The organism is Mesorhizobium sp. WSM4817 (assembly GCF_055811135.1).
In genome coordinates this window covers 87,226-108,060 of sequence record NZ_JBVVQQ010000008.1, presented here as the reverse complement: position 1 = coordinate 108,060, position 20,835 = coordinate 87,226, and the positions used below count along the sequence as shown (strand labels likewise).

At 62.5% G+C, this 20,835-nt stretch carries 20 protein-coding genes; 8 read left to right on the top strand and 12 right to left on the bottom strand.

The genetic code is table 11. The features are described 5' to 3' along the window. Positions 1–31 precede the first annotated feature (31 nt). The 5 genes from AC0L2K_RS13875 to AC0L2K_RS13855 all read right to left on the bottom strand — a co-directional run bounded on the left by AC0L2K_RS13875 (position 32) and on the right by AC0L2K_RS13855 (position 5,686). On the bottom strand, positions 32–1,066 hold the full coding sequence (locus tag AC0L2K_RS13875; RefSeq protein ID WP_287173374.1) for an ABC transporter substrate-binding protein: 1,035 nt from the start codon (positions 1,064–1,066) through the stop codon (positions 32–34). 13 nt (positions 1,067–1,079) lie between these two features. Further along, a complete protein-coding gene (locus AC0L2K_RS13870) occupies positions 1,080–1,886 on the bottom strand; it encodes an ABC transporter permease (RefSeq protein WP_128168904.1) in 807 nt (268 codons plus the stop codon). Then, entirely contained in the window at positions 1,879–2,799 is a 921-nt protein-coding gene (locus AC0L2K_RS13865; protein WP_128168903.1) for an ABC transporter permease, read from the bottom strand. The genes AC0L2K_RS13870 and AC0L2K_RS13865 overlap by 8 nt, the downstream gene beginning before the upstream one ends. Next, positions 2,799–3,893 (bottom strand): ABC transporter ATP-binding protein, encoded by a 1,095-nt coding sequence (locus AC0L2K_RS13860; RefSeq protein WP_473531597.1) that lies wholly within the window; start codon positions 3,891–3,893, stop codon positions 2,799–2,801. Before AC0L2K_RS13860 ends, AC0L2K_RS13865 begins: the two co-directional genes overlap by 1 nt. Positions 3,894–4,018: 125 nt before the next feature. Then, a complete protein-coding gene (locus tag AC0L2K_RS13855) occupies positions 4,019–5,686 on the bottom strand; it encodes an amidohydrolase (RefSeq protein WP_128168901.1) in 1,668 nt (555 codons plus the stop codon). Positions 5,687–5,827: 141 nt separating this feature from the next. On the opposite strand from AC0L2K_RS13855, the gene AC0L2K_RS13850 reads away from it, so the two are divergent. Beyond that, positions 5,828–6,859 (top strand): histone deacetylase family protein, encoded by a 1,032-nt coding sequence (locus tag AC0L2K_RS13850; protein ID WP_287259379.1) that lies wholly within the window; start codon positions 5,828–5,830, stop codon positions 6,857–6,859. 155 nt (positions 6,860–7,014) lie between these two features. Here AC0L2K_RS13850 and AC0L2K_RS13845 read toward each other — a convergent pair whose 3' ends face one another. The 3 genes from AC0L2K_RS13845 to AC0L2K_RS13835 form a co-directional block, all read right to left on the bottom strand. Next, positions 7,015–7,563, bottom strand: a complete 549-nt coding sequence (locus tag AC0L2K_RS13845) for a dihydrofolate reductase family protein (protein ID WP_023798024.1) — start codon at positions 7,561–7,563, stop codon at positions 7,015–7,017. 225 nt (positions 7,564–7,788) lie between these two features. After that, entirely contained in the window at positions 7,789–8,715 is a 927-nt protein-coding gene (locus tag AC0L2K_RS13840) for an SRPBCC family protein (RefSeq protein ID WP_023798025.1), read from the bottom strand. Further along, on the bottom strand, positions 8,712–9,056 hold the full coding sequence (locus AC0L2K_RS13835) for an ArsR/SmtB family transcription factor (protein WP_023798026.1): 345 nt from the start codon (positions 9,054–9,056) through the stop codon (positions 8,712–8,714). Before AC0L2K_RS13835 ends, AC0L2K_RS13840 begins: the two co-directional genes overlap by 4 nt. 461 nt (positions 9,057–9,517) lie before the next feature. Here AC0L2K_RS13835 and AC0L2K_RS13830 point away from each other — a divergent pair, with 461 nt between their 5' ends. After that, entirely contained in the window at positions 9,518–11,161 is a 1,644-nt protein-coding gene (locus AC0L2K_RS13830) for an MFS transporter (protein ID WP_287064630.1), read from the top strand. Between the two features lie 68 nt (positions 11,162–11,229). Here AC0L2K_RS13830 and AC0L2K_RS13825 read toward each other — a convergent pair whose 3' ends face one another. Beyond that, the gene (locus AC0L2K_RS13825) at positions 11,230–12,231 is read right to left on the bottom strand and encodes an NADP-dependent oxidoreductase (RefSeq protein ID WP_128173744.1); all 1,002 of its coding nucleotides are present in this window, start codon (positions 12,229–12,231) and stop codon (positions 11,230–11,232) included. A 122-nt stretch (positions 12,232–12,353) separates the two neighbouring features. On the opposite strand from AC0L2K_RS13825, the gene AC0L2K_RS13820 reads away from it, so the two are divergent. Genes AC0L2K_RS13820 through AC0L2K_RS13810 form a run of 3 tightly spaced genes read left to right on the top strand, consistent with a single transcriptional unit; the run spans position 12,354 to position 13,830 of the window. Continuing rightward, entirely contained in the window at positions 12,354–12,968 is a 615-nt protein-coding gene (locus AC0L2K_RS13820) for a TetR/AcrR family transcriptional regulator (RefSeq protein WP_473531596.1), read from the top strand. Then, positions 12,965–13,414 (top strand): alpha/beta fold hydrolase, encoded by a 450-nt coding sequence (locus AC0L2K_RS13815; RefSeq protein ID WP_473531595.1) that lies wholly within the window; start codon positions 12,965–12,967, stop codon positions 13,412–13,414. The genes AC0L2K_RS13820 and AC0L2K_RS13815 overlap by 4 nt, the downstream gene beginning before the upstream one ends. Further along, positions 13,411–13,830 (top strand): alpha/beta fold hydrolase, encoded by a 420-nt coding sequence (locus tag AC0L2K_RS13810; protein WP_473531594.1) that lies wholly within the window; start codon positions 13,411–13,413, stop codon positions 13,828–13,830. The genes AC0L2K_RS13815 and AC0L2K_RS13810 overlap by 4 nt, the downstream gene beginning before the upstream one ends. Before the next feature lie 193 nt (positions 13,831–14,023). Here the strand turns inward: AC0L2K_RS13810 and AC0L2K_RS13805 are convergent, their stop codons facing one another. Then, on the bottom strand, positions 14,024–15,445 hold the full coding sequence (locus tag AC0L2K_RS13805) for a coiled-coil domain-containing protein (RefSeq protein WP_128173746.1): 1,422 nt from the start codon (positions 15,443–15,445) through the stop codon (positions 14,024–14,026). A 373-nt stretch (positions 15,446–15,818) separates the two neighbouring features. On the opposite strand from AC0L2K_RS13805, the gene AC0L2K_RS13800 reads away from it, so the two are divergent. After that, positions 15,819–16,103, top strand: a complete 285-nt coding sequence (locus AC0L2K_RS13800; RefSeq protein WP_023798033.1) for an SCP2 sterol-binding domain-containing protein — start codon at positions 15,819–15,821, stop codon at positions 16,101–16,103. A 62-nt stretch (positions 16,104–16,165) separates the two neighbouring features. Here the strand turns inward: AC0L2K_RS13800 and AC0L2K_RS13795 are convergent, their stop codons facing one another. Beyond that, on the bottom strand, positions 16,166–16,837 hold the full coding sequence (locus tag AC0L2K_RS13795) for a GNAT family N-acetyltransferase (protein WP_473531632.1): 672 nt from the start codon (positions 16,835–16,837) through the stop codon (positions 16,166–16,168). 162 nt (positions 16,838–16,999) lie between these two features. Then, the gene (odc2, locus tag AC0L2K_RS13790; protein WP_473531593.1) at positions 17,000–18,133 is read right to left on the bottom strand and encodes an ornithine/lysine decarboxylase; all 1,134 of its coding nucleotides are present in this window, start codon (positions 18,131–18,133) and stop codon (positions 17,000–17,002) included. 544 nt (positions 18,134–18,677) lie between these two features. On the opposite strand from odc2, the gene AC0L2K_RS13785 reads away from it, so the two are divergent. Continuing rightward, positions 18,678–19,877 (top strand): amidase, encoded by a 1,200-nt coding sequence (locus tag AC0L2K_RS13785; protein WP_473531592.1) that lies wholly within the window; start codon positions 18,678–18,680, stop codon positions 19,875–19,877. A 1-nt stretch (position 19,878) separates the two neighbouring features. Further along, the gene (locus AC0L2K_RS13780; RefSeq protein ID WP_128168892.1) at positions 19,879–20,778 is read left to right on the top strand and encodes a LysR family transcriptional regulator; all 900 of its coding nucleotides are present in this window, start codon (positions 19,879–19,881) and stop codon (positions 20,776–20,778) included. Positions 20,779–20,835: the final 57 nt, after the last annotated feature.

Here is a 20,835-nt window from a genome sequence, read left to right as displayed (position 1 = left end):
GCGCCTGCCGCCGGGTCCGTCAACGATGCGATCACTTCTGCAGTTCGGTCCAGATCCTGGTGTAGAGTGCCTGCACGTCGGGCGCGCAGGTCAGCATGAACGTGCCCTTGTCGGCGAACTCGGCGGGGATGTTGACCTCCGGCGCCGTTTTCATGTCCTCGGGCATGAAGGCTTCCGATCCCTTGATGCCGTTGGCGTAGCGCGCGAAAGTCGAGATCAGCGCGGCGTTCTTTGGATCCATGACGAAGTTCTGGAACAGCTTGGCGTTCTCGACGTTCTTGGCGTCCTTTAGCACCGCAAGATTGTCCATGAAGATTGGATAGCCCTCCTTCGGATAGCCATAGACGAAGTCCTTGTTCTGCAGGCGGGTGCGAAACGACGCGCCGTTCCAGTCGACGCTAGCGGCGAAGTCGCCCTTGGCGAACTTCTCGACCGTGCCGTAGTCCATGGAGATCCATTTCGGCTTGGCCGCCACCAGCACATCGCGCACCTTCTTCAGCACCTCCTTGTCGCCAGTGCACGGCTCGCCGCCGACATATCTGATGGCGAGATGCATGACGTCGGCCATTTCGGGAACGACGTTGATCTTGCCGACCAGTTCCGGCGGCGGATCCAAGAAGATGGCCGAGGTGTTGGGATCGCCCTTGTAGACTGCGGTGTTGACCGTGACGCCGGTCGTGCCCCACTGCCACGGCACGGTGTATTTGCGGCCCGGATCGAAGGGAACATCGACCCATTTCGGATCCATGTTCTTGAAGTTTTCCATCTTGTTCGGCTCTGTCTCCAGCAGCAGCCCTTCCTGGATCCAGATCGGCACGAAGCTCGCCGAGGGTACCACGACATCGAAGCCGCTGCCGCCCTGCCTGATCTTGGCCAGCGCCGTGTCGTTGGAATCGTAGTCGGTGACTGTCACCTTGACCTTGTATGTCTCCTCGAATTTCTTGACGAGTTCGGGGCTGGTGTAGTTGCCCCAATTGTAGATGTTGAGTTCGCCGTCGGCGCGGGCGAGACCCGCCGAGGCGAACAGCGCGGCGCTGAGTGCCGTCGCAGTCAGTTTCCACTTCATCGTATCTCTCCTGTCACTCGTGATCCTTTTTCCTGCTGATGAAAAAGAAGACGGTGACGATCAAGATAGAGATCAGCAGGAACACCGTCGAAATTGCGTTGATTTCCGGCGTGATAAAGCGCCGGAACTGGCCGAGCATGTAGGTCGGCAACGTGTCCTGGCCGCCGGACTTGACGAACTCGGTGATGACGACGTCGTCCAGCGAGATGACGAAGGCCAGCATCAACCCGGCAAGGATGCCTGGCCACAGCAGCGGAAAGGTGACGCGCCTAAATGCCTTCCAGGGTGTCGCGTAGAGGTCGGCCGCCGCGATCTCCAGCGACAGGTCCATGCTCTCAAGCCGCGCCCGGATCGGCAGATAGGCAAAGGGAATGCAAAAGGCGGTATGCGCCGCCATCAGGTAGCCCAGCCCCGAATAGCCGGTCCAGATCTTGATGCGCGAGAAGAAGATCAGCAGCGCCACCGCAGTGACGACCTCCGGCACCATCAGCGGCTGGTTGATGAAGGCGTATTTGAAGCCGAGGCCGGGATAGGGTTTGGTTCGGGTCGTGGCGAGTGCCGCCATCGTGGCAACGATGGTGGCAATGGTCGCGGCGACCAAAGCGATTTGCAGCGACCGGATGGCGGCATCGACGACCTGATCGTTGTTCCAAGCCTGGTAGAACCAGCGCAGCGACACGCCTTCCCAGACCGCGATCGAATTGCCTGAATTGAAGGCATAGACGACAAGCGTGACGATCGGCAGGTACAGCGCGAAGAAGCAGATCATTGCGATGGTGGTGAAGCCGGTCTGCCGGCGGATATCGAAGCGGCTAGCCATGCGCGCCTCCCCGGCGCCCGACGGAGCGGACATACAAAAGCAGCGCCACCATCACGATCGCCATCAGCGACAGCGACAGCGCCGAGCCGAGCGGCCAGTTGCGGCCTTGCCCGAACTGCAGCTCGATCAGATTGCCGAGCATCATGTTCTTCGACCCGCCGAGCACGCGCGGGGTGACATAGGCGCCCAGCGCCGGGATGAAGACCAGGATCGAGCCGGCGATGATGCCGGGCTTGACCAGCGGGATGATGACCCGCCTCAGCACCTGCAAGCGGTTGGCATAGAGGTCGTAACCAGCCTCGACCAGCCGGAAGTCGATCTTTTCCATGCTGGCATAGAGCGGCAGCACCATCAGCGGCAGATAGACATAGGTCATGCCGACCATCAGCGCGAAATCGGTGAACATCATCTGGATCGGCTGGTTGATGATGCCGAGCTTGATCAGCACCGTGTTGACGAGGCCCTCATTGCGGATCACCTCCTGGATGGCGAAGGTGCGGATCAAGAGATTGGTCCAGAACGGGATGGTGATCAGGAACAGCCAGATGTCGCGCTGGCGCGCCGGCCGGGTAGCGATGAAATAGGCGGTCGGGAAGCCAAACAGCAGCGTCAGGATCGTTGTCATGAACGACAGCTTGGCCGAGCGCCAGAAGATCGACAGATGCGCATCGGCGAAGGCCAGAGTGTCGTCGAAGATGTCGCGCTGCATCAGCACCGACAACCAGCCGTCGGTCGAGAATTTCCACACCACGCCGCCATACGGTCCCGGCGTCAGGAAGGAATAGACCACGACGATCAGCAGCGGGCCGGTCGCGGCGAGAAAGATGATGATCAGTGCCGGCGCCGACAGCAGCCAGCGATCGCGGATCTCTCGGCGCTCGGCCTCCTCAGCGACTTGTTCCGCGCTCGCCATCAATCCCTCAGCACTTGCGCGGCGTCGTTGCCGATCGAAATGCCGACCTTGTCGCCCCGCTCGAAACCGCAGCCGGCGCTGCGCGTGTTCTGCTGGCGCACGGTGAAGCTCTCGCTGCTGTCCAGGCGGACATGGATGTGCGTGTCGGTGCCGAAATAGACGATGTTTTCCACCGTGCCCGACAGGTCGCCCTTGCCGCTGGTCAGCTTGGCATGTTCGGGCCTGACCACCACGGTGGCATTGTCCTTCGGCAGGAAGCCCTCAGCCACGGTCGCGTCGATCGTCGCGCCGGATTTGAGCGTTGCGCGTGCCTTGCCGTTGCCCATGCCAGATATGGCCGCCGTCAGGAAATTGGTTTCGCCGATGAAGTCGGCGACGAAGCGCTCCGCCGGCTTGTCGTAGATGTCCCAGGGCGTGCCGACCTGCAGGATCTTGCCCGACGACATCACCGCGATGCGGTCCGACATGGTCAGCGCTTCTTCCTGGTCGTGGGTGACGAAGATGAAGGTGATGCCGGTCTCGTGCTGCAGCCGCTTCAGCTCGATCTGCATCCCCTTGCGCAGCTTGAAGTCGAGCGCCGACAGCGGCTCGTCGAGCAGCAGCACTTTTGGCTGCGGCGCGAGAGCGCGCGCCAGCGCCACGCGCTGTTGCTGGCCGCCGGAAATCTGGCTGGTGCGGCGGCTGCTCAGCGCCTCCATCTTGACCAGCTTCAGCATCTCGGCAACCCGCGCCTTGACTTCGGCCTTGGGCTTGCCAAGCATTTCGAGGCCGAAGCCGATATTCTCGGCCACCGTCATATGCGGGAACAGCGCATAGTTCTGGAACACCGTATTGACCGGCCGCTTGAACGGCGGCAGCGGCGCGATGTCCTGGCCATGCAGCAGGATCTCGCCGGCACTGGGGAAATCGAAGCCGGCGATCAGCCGCAGCAGCGTCGTCTTCCCGCAGCCGGAAGGACCAAGCAGCGTGAAGAATTCATTTTCGCGGATCGACACCGAAACCGTGTCGAGGGCGGCGACCTGTGACTCCCCGCTACCGAAGACCTTGCGGACGCCACGAACTTCAATTGCACTTTTACCCGGTTGTTCCGGCACGATTACCCCATTCTTGTGTCCGCTCTTCTGGCGGATCCAGTTCCCACTCGATTGTCAGCACACGGCGCATGGCTTGGCAAGCACACATCTGAATGTCGATCCAGAACGCAATTCCCGTGCCACCGTCAGGCCTGGTAGGTGATCTTGCCGCCGCAGATCGTCGTCACCGGCCGCACCATATGCAGCGCTTCCGGCGCGGTCGCCTCGATGTCGGCTGAGAGCACCACGAGATCGGCCATAAAGCCTGCCTTCAGGCGGCCCTTGCGGTGCTCCATGAACTCGGCATAGGCGCCTTCCACCGTGTAGCCCGCTAGTGATTCATGCAGCGAAAAGCTCTGGTCGGGATCGCCCTCTGCCCAAGGTTTGCGCAGCACCGCCGCCTGAATGCCCAGGATCGGATCGATCGGCGACACCGGCCAGTCGGAAGCGAAGACGACATGCGCGCCCGCCTGCTTCAGCGTCCGCCAGGCATAGCTCAGCGGCCATCTTTCGCGGCCGATGCGCGAAAGCGTCGGCTCCAGCGGGAAGTCCATGGCGCCGGGCGGGTGCGGCGGCTGCATCGAGGCGATGACGGCAAGCTCTGCGAAGCGCGGTATGTCGGCGGCAGTGACCACCTCGATATGCTCGACCCGGTGCCGGCTGTCGCGCCTGCCGTTCTTCCGCCGCGCCGCCTCATAACCATCGAGGACCGCGCGCACCGCGCCGTCGCCGATCGAATGCACGGCGACCTGCAGCCCGCGCCGGTCGGCCTCCACCGCCACCTCGGCGAGATGCTCCGGCGTAAACAGCGGCTCACCGCGCCAGCCCGGCCGGTCGGCATAGTCGTCGACCATGACCGCGGTCCAGCCTTCCAGCACGCCGTCGTAAAACATCTTGACCATGCCGGACGACAGCCATTCCGATTGGTAAGAGTTGGCCATGCTCGATGCCTTTTCCAGCCTGTCGAGCGTCATGAAGTTCTTGAAATGAAAAGGTATCTTGGTGCGGCAGAGCAGTCGCCCTTCCTGTTCCAGCCCGGCTAGCAGCTCGAGCTGGTAAAGATTGCCGTCCATGTTCTGGATCGAGGTGATGCCGTGGCGGGCGCACCATTCCAACCCGCGATGCATCAGGTCACGATCGGCCGCGACTTCGGCGGCGGAAGGGTACGGCTCGGGCTCTCCACCTGTCGCAATGCCGAGCCGCACTCGGTTCTGTCCCGAAAGCTCGAGGATTGGCCCGAACGCCTCCCCCTCGCGCAATTCGCCCGCCGCCAGGCCATCCGCTCCCATGACGATCTCGTTGCCGGGACCGAGTTGCTTGCCGTGCAGGGCGCCAGCCAGCTCCAGCGCCTTGGTGTTGGCCCACATCGTGTGATGATCGGAAGCCGACATGGCGAACGGCCGGTCGGCGATGATGCGGTCGAGATGATGGCGGGTGACCGGCTCTTCCTTGGAAAGGATGGTGTAGTCGACGCCGGCCCCAAGCAGCAATTTGGCGTTCGGCCGTGCCGCCGCATAGGCGCGGATCGCGTCGCTCAGTGCATCGAAGCCATGCACGCCCTGAAGGTGCAGATTGTCGAGTTCGGCCGCGCCGCCGAAAAGATGCATATGCGCTTCGATAAAGCCCGGCACCATCGACCCGCCTTGCGCATCGATAATCTTCGTGGCCGGCCCTTTCAGCGCCTCAATCGTCCGGCGATCCCCAACCGCGAGGATGTTGCCGTCCTTTATCGCCACCGCCTCGGCCGTCGGATTGCCTTCGTCCATGGTCAGCACACGGGCATTGATGACGATCAGGTCGGCATTTGAACTCATGATTACCCGCGGTTCGGTTGCGCTACCGACAGGCTAGACGAGTAGCTGCCGTGCCAGCAAGCCATGGCTGGTTGGCCCAGCGCCTTGTGAAAGGCAGTGCAAGACGGCTAGGGTCGCCGCATCTCACCACGGAACAATTTCATGAAGACTGTTTTTTCGCCCCTCCATGCCTGCCATTCCGGCAATGTCGAATTGATCGCCGGCGCCATCGTGCCGGCCTTCGAGAAGCCCTCGCGCGCCGAGTTCATCAAGGCGAGGGTGGAGAGCGAAAAGCTCGGCCCGGTGCTGCCGCCCCACACGCACGACCTCGCTGCCGCCAAGCAGGTGCATAGCAGCGACTACATCGATTTCCTGCCGACCGTATGGCCGCTCTGGGAAGCGTCGGGCCGGACGGGCTCGGCCATCCCCTTCACCTGGCCGACGCGCGGCTTGCGCGGCGATGTGCGCCCGCAAACCATCGATGCGCTGCTTGGCTTTTACTCCTTCGACGGCGGCGCCAGCTTCGTCAAAGGCACCTGGGAGGCGATCAAGTCGTCCTACGATGTGGCGCTGACCGCAGCCGCTCTGGTCAAGGGCGGCGAGATATCAGCCTTCGCGCTCTGCCGCCCGCCCGGCCATCATGCCGGTGCTGCGTTCATGGGCGGCTATTGCTACATCAACAACGCCGCGGTTGCCGCGCAATGGTTCCGCGACCAGGGCGCCAGGCGCGTCTCGATCCTCGATGTCGATTACCATCACGGCAACGGCACGCAGGAGATCTTCTACAGCCGCGACGACGTGCAGGTGCTGAACCTGCATGGCGACCCGATGACCGAATATCCGTTCTTCCTGGGCCACGCCGACGAGCGCGGCGCCGGCGCCGGCGAAGGCTTCAATGTCAACTACCCCATGCCGTTCGGCACCACATGGGATGCCTGGAATGCTTCGCTGGAGGACGCCTGCGCAAAACTTGCAGCTTACGCTCCCGAGGTCGTAGTCGTCTCGCTCGGCGTCGACACGTTCGAGAAGGACCCGATCAGCAAGTTCAAGCTGAAAAGCGCCGACTATCCCAGGATTGGCCGTCGCATCGCCAAGCTCGGCCTGCCGACGCTGTTCGTCATGGAAGGCGGCTACGCCGTCGAGGAAATCGGCATCAATGCGGTGGGCGTGCTGACCGGATTCGAAGATCGGTAATGCATGTCGCCCAAAGGGCTGCCCCGGGCGTTCGACCCGAGAGCGCAGCGGTGATGGCAGCTACGCCACTTGGCCGCCGATCGTCTGGAGCGCGCCACTTCCCCGGGCCCTCCCAATTCGACAAGCCTGGTTGACGGGAAACAGCGGATCGATCGTCATTGTCTGCTCTCCGGCGCGTAATGGAGGATGACAACACCTGACTTGAGCGTCCTCGTCTCGAGATGCTTCAGGCGTATCAGATTCGGGCCGCCCTTGAAGAGCGGCGTGCCTCTCCCGAGAATGACGGGGTTGATCCCGAGGTGATACTCGTCGATCAGGCCGTGCTCCATCAGGGTCGCCGTGAAGTCGGCGCTGCCGAACACGAAGATGTCTCCGCCGTCCCTGCTCTTCAGCTTGGAGACTTCTTCCGCGACATTGCCGTTGAAGAGCTTCGTGTTGTTCCAGTCGGCGCTTTTCAGCGTGCGCGAGAAGACCAACTTCTCGATCTTGTTCATGAAATCCGCGATCCAGCCTTGCTCGGACGGCCAATAGGCTGCCATGAGCTCGTAGGTCACCCGGCCGAAGATCAGCGTGTCGGCCTTTTCCTGGGTCTCACGAATGTAGTTCTCGAGTTCTTCTTCGAAGACGAACCAGCTGATGTCCCTGTCCGGACCTTCGAAGAAGCCGTCGACACTCACCATGTCCCATATGATCAGCTTTCTCATAGAAACCTCCTCTTCGTGTATCCCTTTGTGAATTCTCGGCCTATCCCGTGAAGCGGAAGCGCATGTTGGTGATCTGCCCCGCTTCCGAGAGCTCGGTCTTCTCCAGCCTGATCGGCACCATGCCGTTCTGACTGAAGCGGCGGATGCCGTCGCCGATGAGGACAGGCGCGACATGGAGAACTCGTCCGCAACCCCTGATTCGGGCCGACGGGAAGTCGCAGCATTTCAGCGGGATGCGACGAAGCGTTCCAGTTTGCCCAATGTTTGCAGTCCCAGTTCCACGGCACCGAAGCCCTTCGCCTCCTGGAACTCGGCAGCCGTGCTGAATACCATGCCCAGCGTTACCTTCGTTGCCCCGTCCTGATCCTCGAACGAGGCCCAGGCGTCGGCATGCTTCGGCCCGTTCTCGCCCCAATGCAGCGTATAGCTGATCCTCTCTTCGGGCCGGACCTCGTTATAGAGATGGTGGTTCGGGAAAACCGTGCCGTCAGACGCGATCATGTCGAATACCCACTCGCCGCCCGCTCGCAAGTCGATCCTCTTCGTTCGACAGGAGAAGCCTTCCGGCCCCCACCATTGCGGCAGCGTTTCAGGGTTCATCCACGCGCCCCAGACGATGGACCGCGGCGCCTGAATCACCCGCTGCAGCACCATGGTTCGTTCGGCCGCGCCCGCGAGGTTGTCCAGGCCGGCACCGAAGCCCGCCCGGTAGCCTGCTTCCATGTCCTGCGCCAGCGAGGAAAGTTGCACCGTCACGACTAGCCGGCTGCGCTCGTGCGTGCCTGAGAGATCTGCCGTCACCAGCGCTGCTGATTGCGTCACGCCTTCGCACGAGATCACCTCGTAGTTCACACTGCACAGCGCTGGCTGCAACACCAGCCAGCCGCACTCGCAGCGGATGTCCGGCTGGCCCTCTGCCTTGCAGAGCGAGATCTCGCGTCCACCCACCCTGGTGTCGGCCTCCAAAAACTCCACGGTGACCGAGGGCGACGGCGCAGCCCAGATCGCCCGCGCGGCCGGCGCCGTCCAAGCCTCCCACAGCACGGCCAATGGCGCGGCCACGTCCCGTTCGAAGGTCAGCGTCGCAAAACGGCCCTTCCTATCATCGGGCACCGCACGGGTCGCACTGTTTGTAGCGAGGTTCTGTGTCATTCTGCGCGCTCCTTCTTCATCACATTCATCACAAATGCGTCCAACCGGTCGAGCCGAGCTTCCCAGATGGCCCGCTGTTCATCGAGCCATGTTCGCGCTGGATCCAGAGCCTCGGGTACGATGGCGCAGGTGCGTATCCGCCCGTCCTTGGACGTGGTGATCAACCCTGCCTCCTCCAGCACGGAAAGGTGCCGCATCACCGTGGGCAGCCGCAGCCCCGTGGGCCCAGCCAGATCCGTTACCCGCGCAGGTGTTTCGGCGAGCCGGGTCAGGATCGACCGGCGGGTCGGATCAGCGAGCGCGTGGAAGAGCAGCGAGAGATCAAGATCATGCTTAGCCATATTGCTAACTATCGCCCAATTTGCCGGTGGCGCAAGCAAAAACTTCGTCAAGTCGCTAAGTATTTTTTGCGCAACGCGCCGAGTTCTTGGAGCAGGCGGATTCTGTTGCCAAGTCCGCAGAGAAGTTGCTCGTAGCGATGCTCGCACGGGCTGATGCTTGCAATCGAAGACAAAATCCTGAAGCCGCCAGTCCGCTTCCCACCAATCTCAGCCGTTCGCGTTTATCGGTTCACGGCAGCAGGAAGCGGGCGCGGCGGACAGAAAGTCGGACACCTCACCGAAGCGCTTCACGCGGCCTGCAAGAATGGCCGCCGACCTGTTCCCGCCACCGCTATCTCTTTGTTGGACCATGATCTTCTTTGAAAAGGCGTTCGCCCTTTGCGAGGTCATGCTCTACTTCTAGGACGGCATGAGGGCACCGATTCTGGAAGAACGCAGCATTTGAAGTCGGGGAAGCATCGATGATCGACGACGAGCCGGACAGCGAACGCGTCTCGGCGCTGGCGCCGTTCCGACACGGCATTTTCCGCGCCGTATGGTCCGCCAGTCTGGTTTCGAATTTCGGTGGCTTGATCCAGGGCGTCGGCGCCGCCTGGATGATGACCACGATCGCCACCTCGTCCTATCAGGTTGCGCTGGTCCAGGCCTCGACTACCTTGCCGATCATGCTGTTTGCGCTCGTTGCCGGCGCCATCGCCGACAGCTTCAACCGGCGCAAGGTCATGCTGATTGCCCAGATCTTCATGCTGATCGTCTCGGTTCTGCTGACCGTGTTCACCTATCTTGGCTTGATAACGCCGTGGACGCTGCTGGCCTTCGCCTTCCTGATCAACTGCGGCACGGCGCTTTACAACCCGTCATGGCAGGCTTCTGTCGGCGACATGGTGCCGCGCGCCAAGCTGCCGGCGGCCGTCGCGCTCAACTCCTTGGGCTTCAACCTGACGCGCAGCGTCGGCCCGGCGATCGGCGGCATCATCGTTGCCGCCGCAGGTGCTGCAGCGGCCTTTGCCGCCAACGCATTGAGCTATGTCGGGCTGATCATCGTGCTGGCCCGCTGGAAGCCGGAATTGCCGGCCTCGACACTGCCGCGCGAGACGCTGGGCGCGGCGATGGGTGCTGGCCTGCGCTACGTCGCGATGTCGCCCAATATCGGCAAGGTGCTGGTAAGGGGTGCGGCTTTCGGCTTCAGCGCCGGTGCGGTCCTGGCACTGCTGCCGCTGGTGGCGCGCAATGTCGTCAAGGGCGATGCCTTGACCTACGGCATCATGCTCGGTGCTTTCGGCATCGGCGCCGTCGGCGGCGCGCTGATCAGCGTCAGGCTGCGGCAGATCCTGTCGAGCGAGACGATGGTGCGCATGGCATTCGCCGGCTTTGCGCTCTGCGCCTTCAATGCCGCCGTCAGCGATCAGGCCTGGCAAACGTCGCTCGGGCTGCTCATCGGCGGCGCCTGCTGGGTGGTCGCGCTGGCGCATTTCAACGTCACGGTGCAGATGTCGACGCCGCGCTGGGTGGTCGGCCGGGTGCTCTCGGTCTATCAGACGGCGACCTTCGGCGGCATCGCCCTCGGCAGCTGGATCTGGGGTGTTGTCGCTGATGCGCAAGGCGCCGAATTCGCTCTGACCGCGGCCGCCGTCGCGATGCTGGCGGGCGGCGCGATCGGCCTCTTGCTGCCTTTGCCGCAGCAGGCGGTGCTCAACCTCGATCCGCTGAACCGTTTCAAGGAGCCGCATCTTGCACTCGACCTGAAACTGCGCAGCGGGCCGATCGCCATCATGATCGAGTACATCATCCGCGAGGAGGACGTGCCGGAATTCCTGGCCACCATGGCCGAACGCGGCCGCATCCGCCGCCGTGACGGCGCCCGCAACTGGACGCTGGCGCGCGATCTCGAAAATCCCGCAATATGGATCGAGCACTATCACACGCCGACATGGCTCGAATACATCCGTCACAACAAGCGGGCCACCCATGCCGACGCCGTTGTCGGCGAGCGCCTGCGGGCGCTGCACAGCGGCGACGAGCCGCCGCGCGTCCGCCGCATGATCGAGCGTCCGACAACCGCCGGCACCGCGATCGTCATGCCGAAAGGACCAATCGAGCATTAGGTTGGCGGAAGCCCTGTCGGAGGAAGCACGCGCAAGCTCATTCGCTTGTGCCGCGTTGCGCCGAGAAGCTATTTGACCTTGATGATGACCTTGCCCTTGGCCCGGCCCTGTTCAATGTATGCCAATGCCTCGTTGGTCTGCTCAAGCGGAAAGACGCGATCTATAACCGGGCGGACGACGCCCGTTTCGATGAGCGACGTGATTTTTGTCAACTGCCCGCCATTGGCCGCCATGAACAGGAACGAATATCGGACATCTGCGCGTTTTGCCCGTCTCCTGATGCCTGCGCTCAGAACGCGCATGACCAGGTTCAGCACCCAGCTCAGCCCCTTCTCCCTGGCAAACCCAGGATCGGGCGGACCGGAGATCGAAACGGCTACGCCACCTGGCTTCAACACACGCAGGGACTTTTCGAGGGTCTTGTTGTCCTGGCTGTTCAGGACGACATCGTAGCCCGAAAGCACTTTCTCGAAGTCATCCTTCTTGTAGTCGACAATGACATCGGCGCCCAGCTTCCTGACCATATCCGTGTTCGACGCGCTTGTTGTCGTGGCGACCGTTGCGCCGAGGTGCTTTGCCAATTGGATGGCGAATGTCCCCACTCCGCCGGAGCCGGCCTGAATAAAGACCTTCTGTCCTTTCTTCAGCTTCGCCCTTTCAACCAGCGCCTGCCAGGCGGTCAGCCCCACCAGGGGAATGGACGCAGCCTCTTCCATGCTGAGGTTTTTTGGCTTCAGGGCCACGTCCGCATCATTAATGGCGATGTACTCGGCGAACGCTCCGATCCGACCGTCGCGCGCTCGCGCATAGACCTCGTCGCCCGGTTTGAACTGTCGGACTTTCGCGCCGACGCGAATGACCGTTCCGGCCACGTCATGGCCTGCAACGAAAGGCCGGCCGTAGGGCAGGATCAGCTTGAACTCTCCGTCCCTGATCTTGGAGTCCAGCAGATTGACGCTGGCGGCATGGATCTGCACCAGCACGTCATTCTCCCCTGCTTCCGGCTCTGGAACCTCTCCAAGCCGTAGGGGAGCTTTCTTTGCATATCGATCGACGATGAAGGCCTTCATTGCAGCTTTCCTAAATTGAGGAGACCTGGAGCCAGGTCGCCATCTCCGATGCGTTGCTATTGCATTATGGTCACTTAATGATAATATGACCGTAATGCAATAGCTGATCGAAGGAGAAAGACATGCGCTACGAGAAAGGCCGGAGGGAAGCATCGCGGCAGCGGATCATGGATGTGGCGACCGAACGGTTTCGCTCCGACGGCATCGCTGCATCAGGTCTCGCCGGCATCATGGGTGAGGCGGGACTGACCAATGGAGCTTTCTATCCCCATTTTCCGTCCAAGGCGGCGCTTGTGCGTGAGAGTGTGGCAGCCGCGCTGGAGGCCCAGACGGCCCAGATACAGGAGCTATTGGCCGCCGGCGGCACGTCATTGGCCATCGACACGTATCTGTCGGCGGAACACCGAGACAATCCAGGCAAAGGTTGCGCTTCAGCCGCGCTGCTGCCCGAAATTGCGCGTGAGCCGATCGAGACGCGCCAAGTTTACGCCGAGCACCTGCTCAAGCTCGTACGCCAGGTGGCGGCCGAGCTGACGCCCGACGCCCGCGATCCCGAGGCTGTCGCGTTCGGCGTCTTCGCGACCCTGATCGGCACACTTGAGCTGTCCCGCGCGGTGAACGGAACCGAACTGTCCGATCGCATTCTTGAGGCTGGCGCGGTGGCGGCGAAGGCGCTGCTCCAGCCCAGCGGCAGCGGCAGCGACAGCGACAAGCCAGAAGGAAGAAAACCATCATGAACGTGCATCATCTGTCGCGACCTGCCGCGATCGTCAAACACAGGGACGTGCCGACGAAAACGGTCGACGTCGGCGGTACGAAATTCGCCTACCGGGAACTCGGGCCCACAACCGGGGTACCGGTGATTTTTCTTACCCATCTGAGTGCGGTTCTCGACAATTGGGATCCCCGGGTCGTCGATGGTATTGCCGCAAAACGACGCGTTGTCACCTTCGATAACCGTGGTGTTGGCGCATCAGGCGGCTCCACTCCCAGCACGGTGGAGGCGATGGCCCGCGACGCGATCGCCTTCATCCGGGCCCTCGGTTTCGAGAAGGTTGACCTGCTCGGCCTATCTCTTGGCGGCTTCATCGCCCAGGCGATTGTTCAGCTGGAGCCCAATCTGGTTCGCAAGATTATCCTCGCGGGAACCGGCCCAGCCGGGGTACCGGCATCGACAGGGTGACGTTCGTCACCTTCTTCGACATGATCCGCGCCGCGCTGACCATCAAGGACCCAAAGAACTACCTCTTCTTCACCCAAAGCCCCAACGGCAAGAAGGCGGCGCGCGAGTTTCTGCAGCGCTTGAACGAACGGACCAATGACCGCGACAAGCCCATCGCCCTCGGCGCTTTCAGCCAGCAGCTCAAGGCAGTGCGTGCCTTTGGCCTCGAGCGCCCTGCCGACCTATCGCGTGTCCGGCACCCGGTCCTCGTGGTGAATGGCGATCACGACAGAATGGTGCCCACCAGCAATTCCGTCGACCTGGCACGGCGCTTGCCCAATGCCGAGCTGGTCCTGTACGAGGACGGCGGGCATACGGCCATTTTCCAGTATCACGGCGCCTTCGTGGAGAAGGCCCTGGACTTCCTCGATGCCTAATCAGGCGGTGCCGGTGTGGCCAGTTGGTGAGCAAATGACGCTTCGATCCATGCGCTAACCTGACGGGCAACACCGTACACTAGATCGGGGAAGGCCTGAGGAAGGAAGCGCACGCAAGCTAATTCGCCGAATCTGCGTTGCTTCGACAACGGACCTTCAGTCTGTTCCCGTAAAGCCAAGTGACACCCGTGCGTCAGGATGCGGCGCGCAGGCTCGTACGGACGCGCCGCCTGCTTGTGGCGCGGGACTTCTCCGCCACGACACCGGTGATCTCGACCACGCCGTTCTCATGCGGTTTGGCGTTTGTGACCTTGTGGAGACGCTCATAGGGCAACAGTTCCTTGACCCGGGCGTCGAGCACAGCGACTTCGGCTCGCAGGTCCTCGCATTCCTGCCTCTGGACATCGAGCTGTATCTGTTCGGATGCCTGCTGCAGGGAAAGCTGCGAAAAATTCGCGCTCACGGTCGAGAGGTGCATCTTGTCGTTTTCGTTCTCCTTTCTGAGAACCGACAACCTTTCCTCCGCAATTTGCTTTTCGGCGACAGCGTCGCTCCATTGAGCCTTGAGATTGGCGATCTCGCTCGCGGCTTGATTGTTCTCGTTCGAGGCGACTTCAAATCGTGATTGGAGGTTGCGAATTTCGGAACGCAGGCCGCCGATCTCAGCGAAACTACGCGCACGTTCGGCTTCCCTGTCACCTTCCATGATACGGGCCGCTTCCGTCATTTCCGACAGCTTCGCTTGCGCGATATCGAGCGATTTCTGCAGCCGCGTCTCCTCTTGTTCGCTCTTGCCGAGCGCAGACAGCAGTTCCGAAAGTCGCGCCGCGTCACTGGCATGAATCGTCGAGAGCTCGTCCAGCCGGTGCCGCGCCTCAGCTTCCCGCTTCAGCGCCTTGTCGAAGTCGATCGACAGGCTGACATGCTTTTCCCGCAATATCTCGTTCTCGCGCGCGCATCGGTTGGCCTCGGCCGTTCTGGCCGAAAGCGTTTTGACGAGGTCGCCGAACTCCGCTTCGCGTTCTGCGCTCGCATTGCCTGCCACGACGAGTTCCAGCTTTGCTGCAGCCAGCGCACTGCGAAGTGCCTCCTTGTCCTCGGCCAGGCTTATCTCGCGCTGCTGCAGGGCCTCGACGACGCTTTCACGCTCGCGCTGCTTTCTGGTCGCATCGTGGAACTGCTCCGATAGCACTCTTTGCTGCGTGGTCAGGCTGACATTTGCCAGTTCCAGTTCGTTGGCGCGAAGAATGTCCCCGTGAAGCAGCTTCAGGAATTCGCCTGTCAGGTGATGCGAGGTCGCGATCTCCGACAGTTTCGTGTTGATCTCCTCCAGATACTCGCGCGCATCGTCAAACAGCCCCTCAACGGCATCTAGCGCAGCCAGGCGGGTTTGTGTGTGGGAGGTCAGCCGCCGTGCGATCTCGGGAGCGTCGGCATCGTCCTCGGGCTGAGAGTTGTCATTCCTTGCCGCGAGGTTCTCATCCGGAACGTTGTCCAACGGCGATTGGTCGTCTAGGTTGAGACACTCATCGAACGCATCCGCCAAATCGGCTTCGAGTTCCTTGAATGCCCTGTCCACCGTCTCGGCACGCTTGATCAGACTTCTGATTTTCATGACTGAACATCCCCTACTGTAACGCCATCTGGGGTCTTGATCCTCGCCTCCCGGATACGGGTTCATCCCCTTCCCCCTGATCGCGCGGTGGCGCATGAGGCGAGCCCACGCTAGGGACAGGCCTGGCCACTGTCCTCGTCTGTTTGAATGATGCAGACCTTGTAACTGCCAGTGTGGACAGCGCAGCTTCACTGCGGCGATAAAACCCATCATCATATCGGGAACCGCGTTGACGTAAACGTCAACCCGAAGCTATATGCGCCGGCGACCTTGATCGCGAAATGCGCAAGACGGCGACTTCGGGCCGGATCAAAGTGCCCCAGACCGAAGTGCAATGGGGTGCGACAAACGCAACGAGACGAGGAGAACGGCCATGGGCGTTCAGGAAATTGCCGACAAGATCAGCGCGCGCGTGGCGAGTGCCGGGTTCGATCGTTCCGTCAAATTCGATACCGGAGGCGACGGCGTCATCGTCATCGACGGCGCTGCTGTATCGACCACCGACGCGCCGGCCGACTGCACGATAAAGCTTTCGCTCGACGATCTGGAATCGCTGATATCAGGCGATCTCAACCCGACCATGGCGTTCATGTCCGGCAAGATAAAGGTCGAAGGCGACATGAGCGTCGCCATGGCGCTGAGCCAGTTGATCGGCTGACCCATTCCAATCCTGGATGGAAACAAGCCGCCGCCCGATGGCAGCGGCTTGTTTCCGATCCGTCAGGCAGCGAGCGACAGCCGCTGTGCCTTCAGCTTGCGCCCGGCCGCCTCCAGCGTGCCCTGCGCGCCGGCGAGCACGCCTTCCACCAGCTCCAGCGCCAGCAGGCGGTGCCGCTCATAAGGTCCCGGCATGGCCAGCGAGCCGGTTTTATCGGCCGAGAACCCGAAGCGCTGGTAATAGGGCGCATCGCCGACCAGCAGGATCGCCGCATGGCCGAGGCGCGCGGCTTCAGCGATTGCATGGCGCATCAGCGCCGAGCCGATGCCGGCATTCTTGATTGTGGGATCGACGGCGAGCGGGCCAAGCAGAAGGGCGGACCTACCGCCCTCGCCCAGCACGACATCCCAGAGCCGCACGGTGCCGGTGACAGCGCCCGACGCATCGCGTGCGACAAAGGCAAGGCCTTCCGAAGGCCGGCGGCCGCGCCGCAGCTTTTCCGACGATTTTCTCCGGCGCTTCGACCCCATGGCGCGATCGAGCAAGGCCTCGCGCGCCGGGACGTCGGCAGCGGTTTCGGCGGTGATGACGAAAGCGCCAGCAATCTCCCCCCTAGAGGGCGAGATGTCGCCGAAGCCGACAGAGGAGGGCGCCGCGCGTGAAGCGCCGGCGCCACGCAGTCCAAGAGAGGTCGCGACAGCTGAGGCGACCCCCTCTGGCCGCTTTGCGGCCATCTCCCCCTCAAGGGGGGAGATTTGCCGGCTCACAGCGCCATCAACGATGAAATCCACAATTTCCATTTCCGCGATCCTTCACGAGCGGATTGTTCCACAGGCGAACCGAAGCGGGCGATCTCGTCGCCCGCGCCGGATGATCTGACCGGCTCTTGCGAGCCGTCAGATCACGTAGGATCGGAGAGGCTCGAAGCCGTTGAAGGCGACCGAGGCGTAGGTCGTCGTGTAGGCGCCGGTGCCCTCGATCAGCACCTCGTCGCCGATGGTCAGCGACAGGGGCAGCGGATACGGCGTTTTCTCGTACATCACGTCGGCCGAATCGCAGGTCGGGCCGGCGAGCACGCACGGCGCGGTCTCGGTGCCGTCATACGCGGTGACGATCAGGTAGCGGATCGCCTCGTCCATCGTCTCGGCGAGCCCGCCGAACTTGCCGATGTCGAGGAAGACCCAACGCACATTGTCGTTGTCGGCCTTCTTCGAGATCAGCACGACTTCCGACTTGATGACGCCGGCATTGCCGACCATGCCGCGGCCCGGTTCGATGATGGTCTCGGGAATCGCGTTGCCGAAATGCTTGCGCAGCGCCGAGAAGATCGCCTGGCCATAGGCCTGTGCCGCCGGCACGTCCCTGAGGTAACGGGTCGGGAAACCGCCGCCCATATTGACCATCTTGAGCACAATGCCTTCGTCAGCGAGCGTAGCGAACACCTTTTTGGCGTCGCCGAGCGCGCGGTCCCAGGCGGTCAGGTTGGTCTGCTGCGAGCCGACATGGAACGACACGCCATAGGCGTCCAGCCCGAGCGCCCTCGCATGGCGCAGCACGTCGACCGCCATCGCCGGCACGCAGCCGAACTTGCGCGACAGCGGCCATTCGGCGCCTTCGCCGTCGGTCAGCACGCGGCAGAACACACGGGCGCCGGGTGCAACGCGGGCGATCTTCTCGACCTCCTCGACGCAGTCCACCGCGAACAACCGGATGCCGAGTTGATAGGCGCGCTGGATGTCGCGCTCCTTCTTGATGGTGTTGCCGAAGGAGATGCGGTCCGCCGGCGCGCCGGCGTCCATCGCCATCTCGACTTCGGCAACGGAAGCGGTGTCGAAGGACGAGCCCATCGCAGCAAGCAGGCGCAGGATTTCCGGCGCCGGATTTGCTTTCACCGCATAGTAGATTTTCGAATCGGGAAGCGCCTTCTCGAAGGCGCGGAAATTGTCGCGCACGACATCGAGATCGACGACGAGGCAAGGGCCGTTCGGACGTCGGGTGGCGAGGAAGTCAAGGATGCGCTGGGTAGCCATCGGGGTCTCTCCATAGCGCCTTTCGGCGCGCACAAAGGCTGCGGGACACGGGTCATTGACCTCGCGAACACGCGGTGGACAAAGGCGGGACGTCAATCCATGGAACCAGCCGGTGGAGACCCCGGAACCATGAAGCGCCGTCTCGCGGCGGTGAACCTTGGCCTTGCCCGGCCTCGGTTCGCTTTGTCTGCCTTGGCTTGGATTGGGAGAACCCGTTCCGCACTGCCGGCAATGAAGGTGTGCCTCTTCAGTAACCCCGGTCTTTGGACGACCGGCAGAACACCAGAAAGGCCCGCACCGTCGTTGCTTCAAGGTGTCCTCGGTCTGGCGGTTGGCCGCTAAACCGACTGGAGGGGTTAGCTCCAGTTACCTTACCGAGATCCCTCACCATTTTGAGGATCGGCGGACACCCACAGGCACGTGCGACTTTGGGCAAGCGCGATATAAGGTCGATGGATTTCACAATCAATAAAAATCGTACGCCAGGTTGTAAAAATCCTGGCGTCGAACAATGTTGCAACAACTGTATCCGGATATCGAACGCATGGCAGGCACTCGCGGCCCTCTGAACGCTTTTCTCGACCTCGATGGTATACCTATATCCAATGCGCAGTCCGGCCCGCTTGCCGGCCTGCGGCTGGCCGTCAAGGATATTTACGACGTCGCCGGCTACCGCACCGGCTGCGGCAATCCGCAAAAATACCAGCAGGCTTCACCCGCCTCGGCGACGGCGCCGGCCGTCCAGGCGCTGCTTGATTCGGGCGCGTGCTTCGTCGGCAAGACGCAGACCGACGAACTGGCCTTCTCGCTGATGGGGCTGAACGCGCATTTCCCGTCGCCGGTCAATCCGGCAGCACCTGATCGCGTCACCGGCGGCTCGTCTTCCGGTTCCGCCGCCGCGGTCGCCGGCGGGCTGGCCGACATCGCCGCCGGATCCGATACCGGCGGCTCGATTCGCGCTCCGGCAAGCTTTTGTGGGCTGATCGGCCTGAGGACCACGCATGGCCGCATCTCGCTCGAAGGCGCCATGCCGCTGGCCCCTTCACTTGATACGTTCGGCTGGTTCGCCAGGAACATGGTCACCTACGAAAAGGTCGGCGCGGTGCTGCTCGGCGACGATCTGCACAACCAAGAATTGCAGCGCCCCCTCGCGCTGGATGCGCTGGACGGGCTCGTGCTCGGCCCGCAGGAAGCCGACGAGTATCGCGCCATGGTCCGCGCTGTCGCATCGGTGTTGGGCGCACCGCGCACCGTTGCCCCGCTGTCGCATTCCACCGACGATCTCTATTGGTGCTTCCGCAAACTGCAGGGGTACGAGGCCTGGCAAAATCATGGTGCCTGGATCGCCGGCAGCGATCGGATGCTCGGCCCCGGCGTCAAGGAGCGCTTCGAGCATGGCGCAACCATCGACGCGGCAACCGCACAATTTGAAACGGAACGTCGCGTTTCGTTTCGTCGCGAACTTGCCGACCTGCTTGGCGAAGACGGCGTTCTTGTGCTGCCGACCGCTCCAGGTGCCGCCCCGCTCAAGGCCGCCTCATTCGCCGATTTGCAGACCTATCGCGAACGCGCGCTGAGACTGTTGTGTCTTTCCGGCCTGTCCGGCCTCCCGCAGATCGCCCTGCCGCTGGGCCTGGTTGACGGCGCCCCGTTCGGCCTCTCGCTGCTCGGACCGAAAAACAGCGACCGGCAGCTGATGGCGCTTGCCGCGCGCATCCTTTCAGCCCACCAGAGGAGCGCATGACATGGATACGCTGACCCGCATGCGCGCCTTCATCGACGTTGTCGAGGCCGAAGGATTTTCGGCAGCGGCGCGCAAGATCGGCCGCTCCAAGGCGCTGCTGTCGAAATATGTGCGCGAGTTGGAGGACGAGCTCGGCGCGCTGCTGCTCAACCGCACCACCCGGCAGTTCTCGCTGACCGAGGCCGGCCACACCTATTACCGCCGCGCCTCGGAAATCGTCCGCGAGGTCGACAGCCTGGCCGATGCGGTGCGCGAATCCTCTGGCGACGTGCGCGGCAGGATCAAGCTGTCGGCGCCGCGCACCTTTGCCGACGCGCCGATCGGCCTATCGCTGATCGACTTCGCCAAGCAGCATCCCGACATCGTGCTCGACATTCATCTCGATGACCGCTTCGTCGATCTGGTCGAGGAAGGCTTCGATCTCGCCGTGCGCATTTCGCGGCTGGAAAGCTCCTCGCTGATCGCCAGGCGCCTGGCGCCGTTCTCGGTGCGGCTGTGCGCATCTCCCGAGCTGATCGCCAGGCACGGCATGCCGACGCGGCCGCAGGACCTTGGCCGCATGCCCTGCATCATCGACACCAATGGCCGCTGGCTGACCAACTGGCCGTTCAAGGGCGACAGCGGCGACACGGTGACTGTTTCGGTCTCCGGTCCGATCGAGGTCAACAGTCCGATGGCGGCAAGAGCCGCCGCCGTGGCGGGATTGGGATTTTCAGTCCTGCCGGATTTCATCGCAGCGCCCGACATCGAAAGTGGCCGGCTGGTGACCGCGCTGGATGACCGCATCCTGCCGGGTGGCGGCATTTTCGCCGTCTATCCGCACCGGCGCTATTTGCCTGCGAAAGTTCGCGTCTTTGTCGATTTCCTGGTGCAGTGGTTCAAGACGATTGACAATGCATGAGCTTTTGGCCGCCCGGGGTCCCATTTTCGCCCGCTTTCTGGTAACTCTCGACAGTCA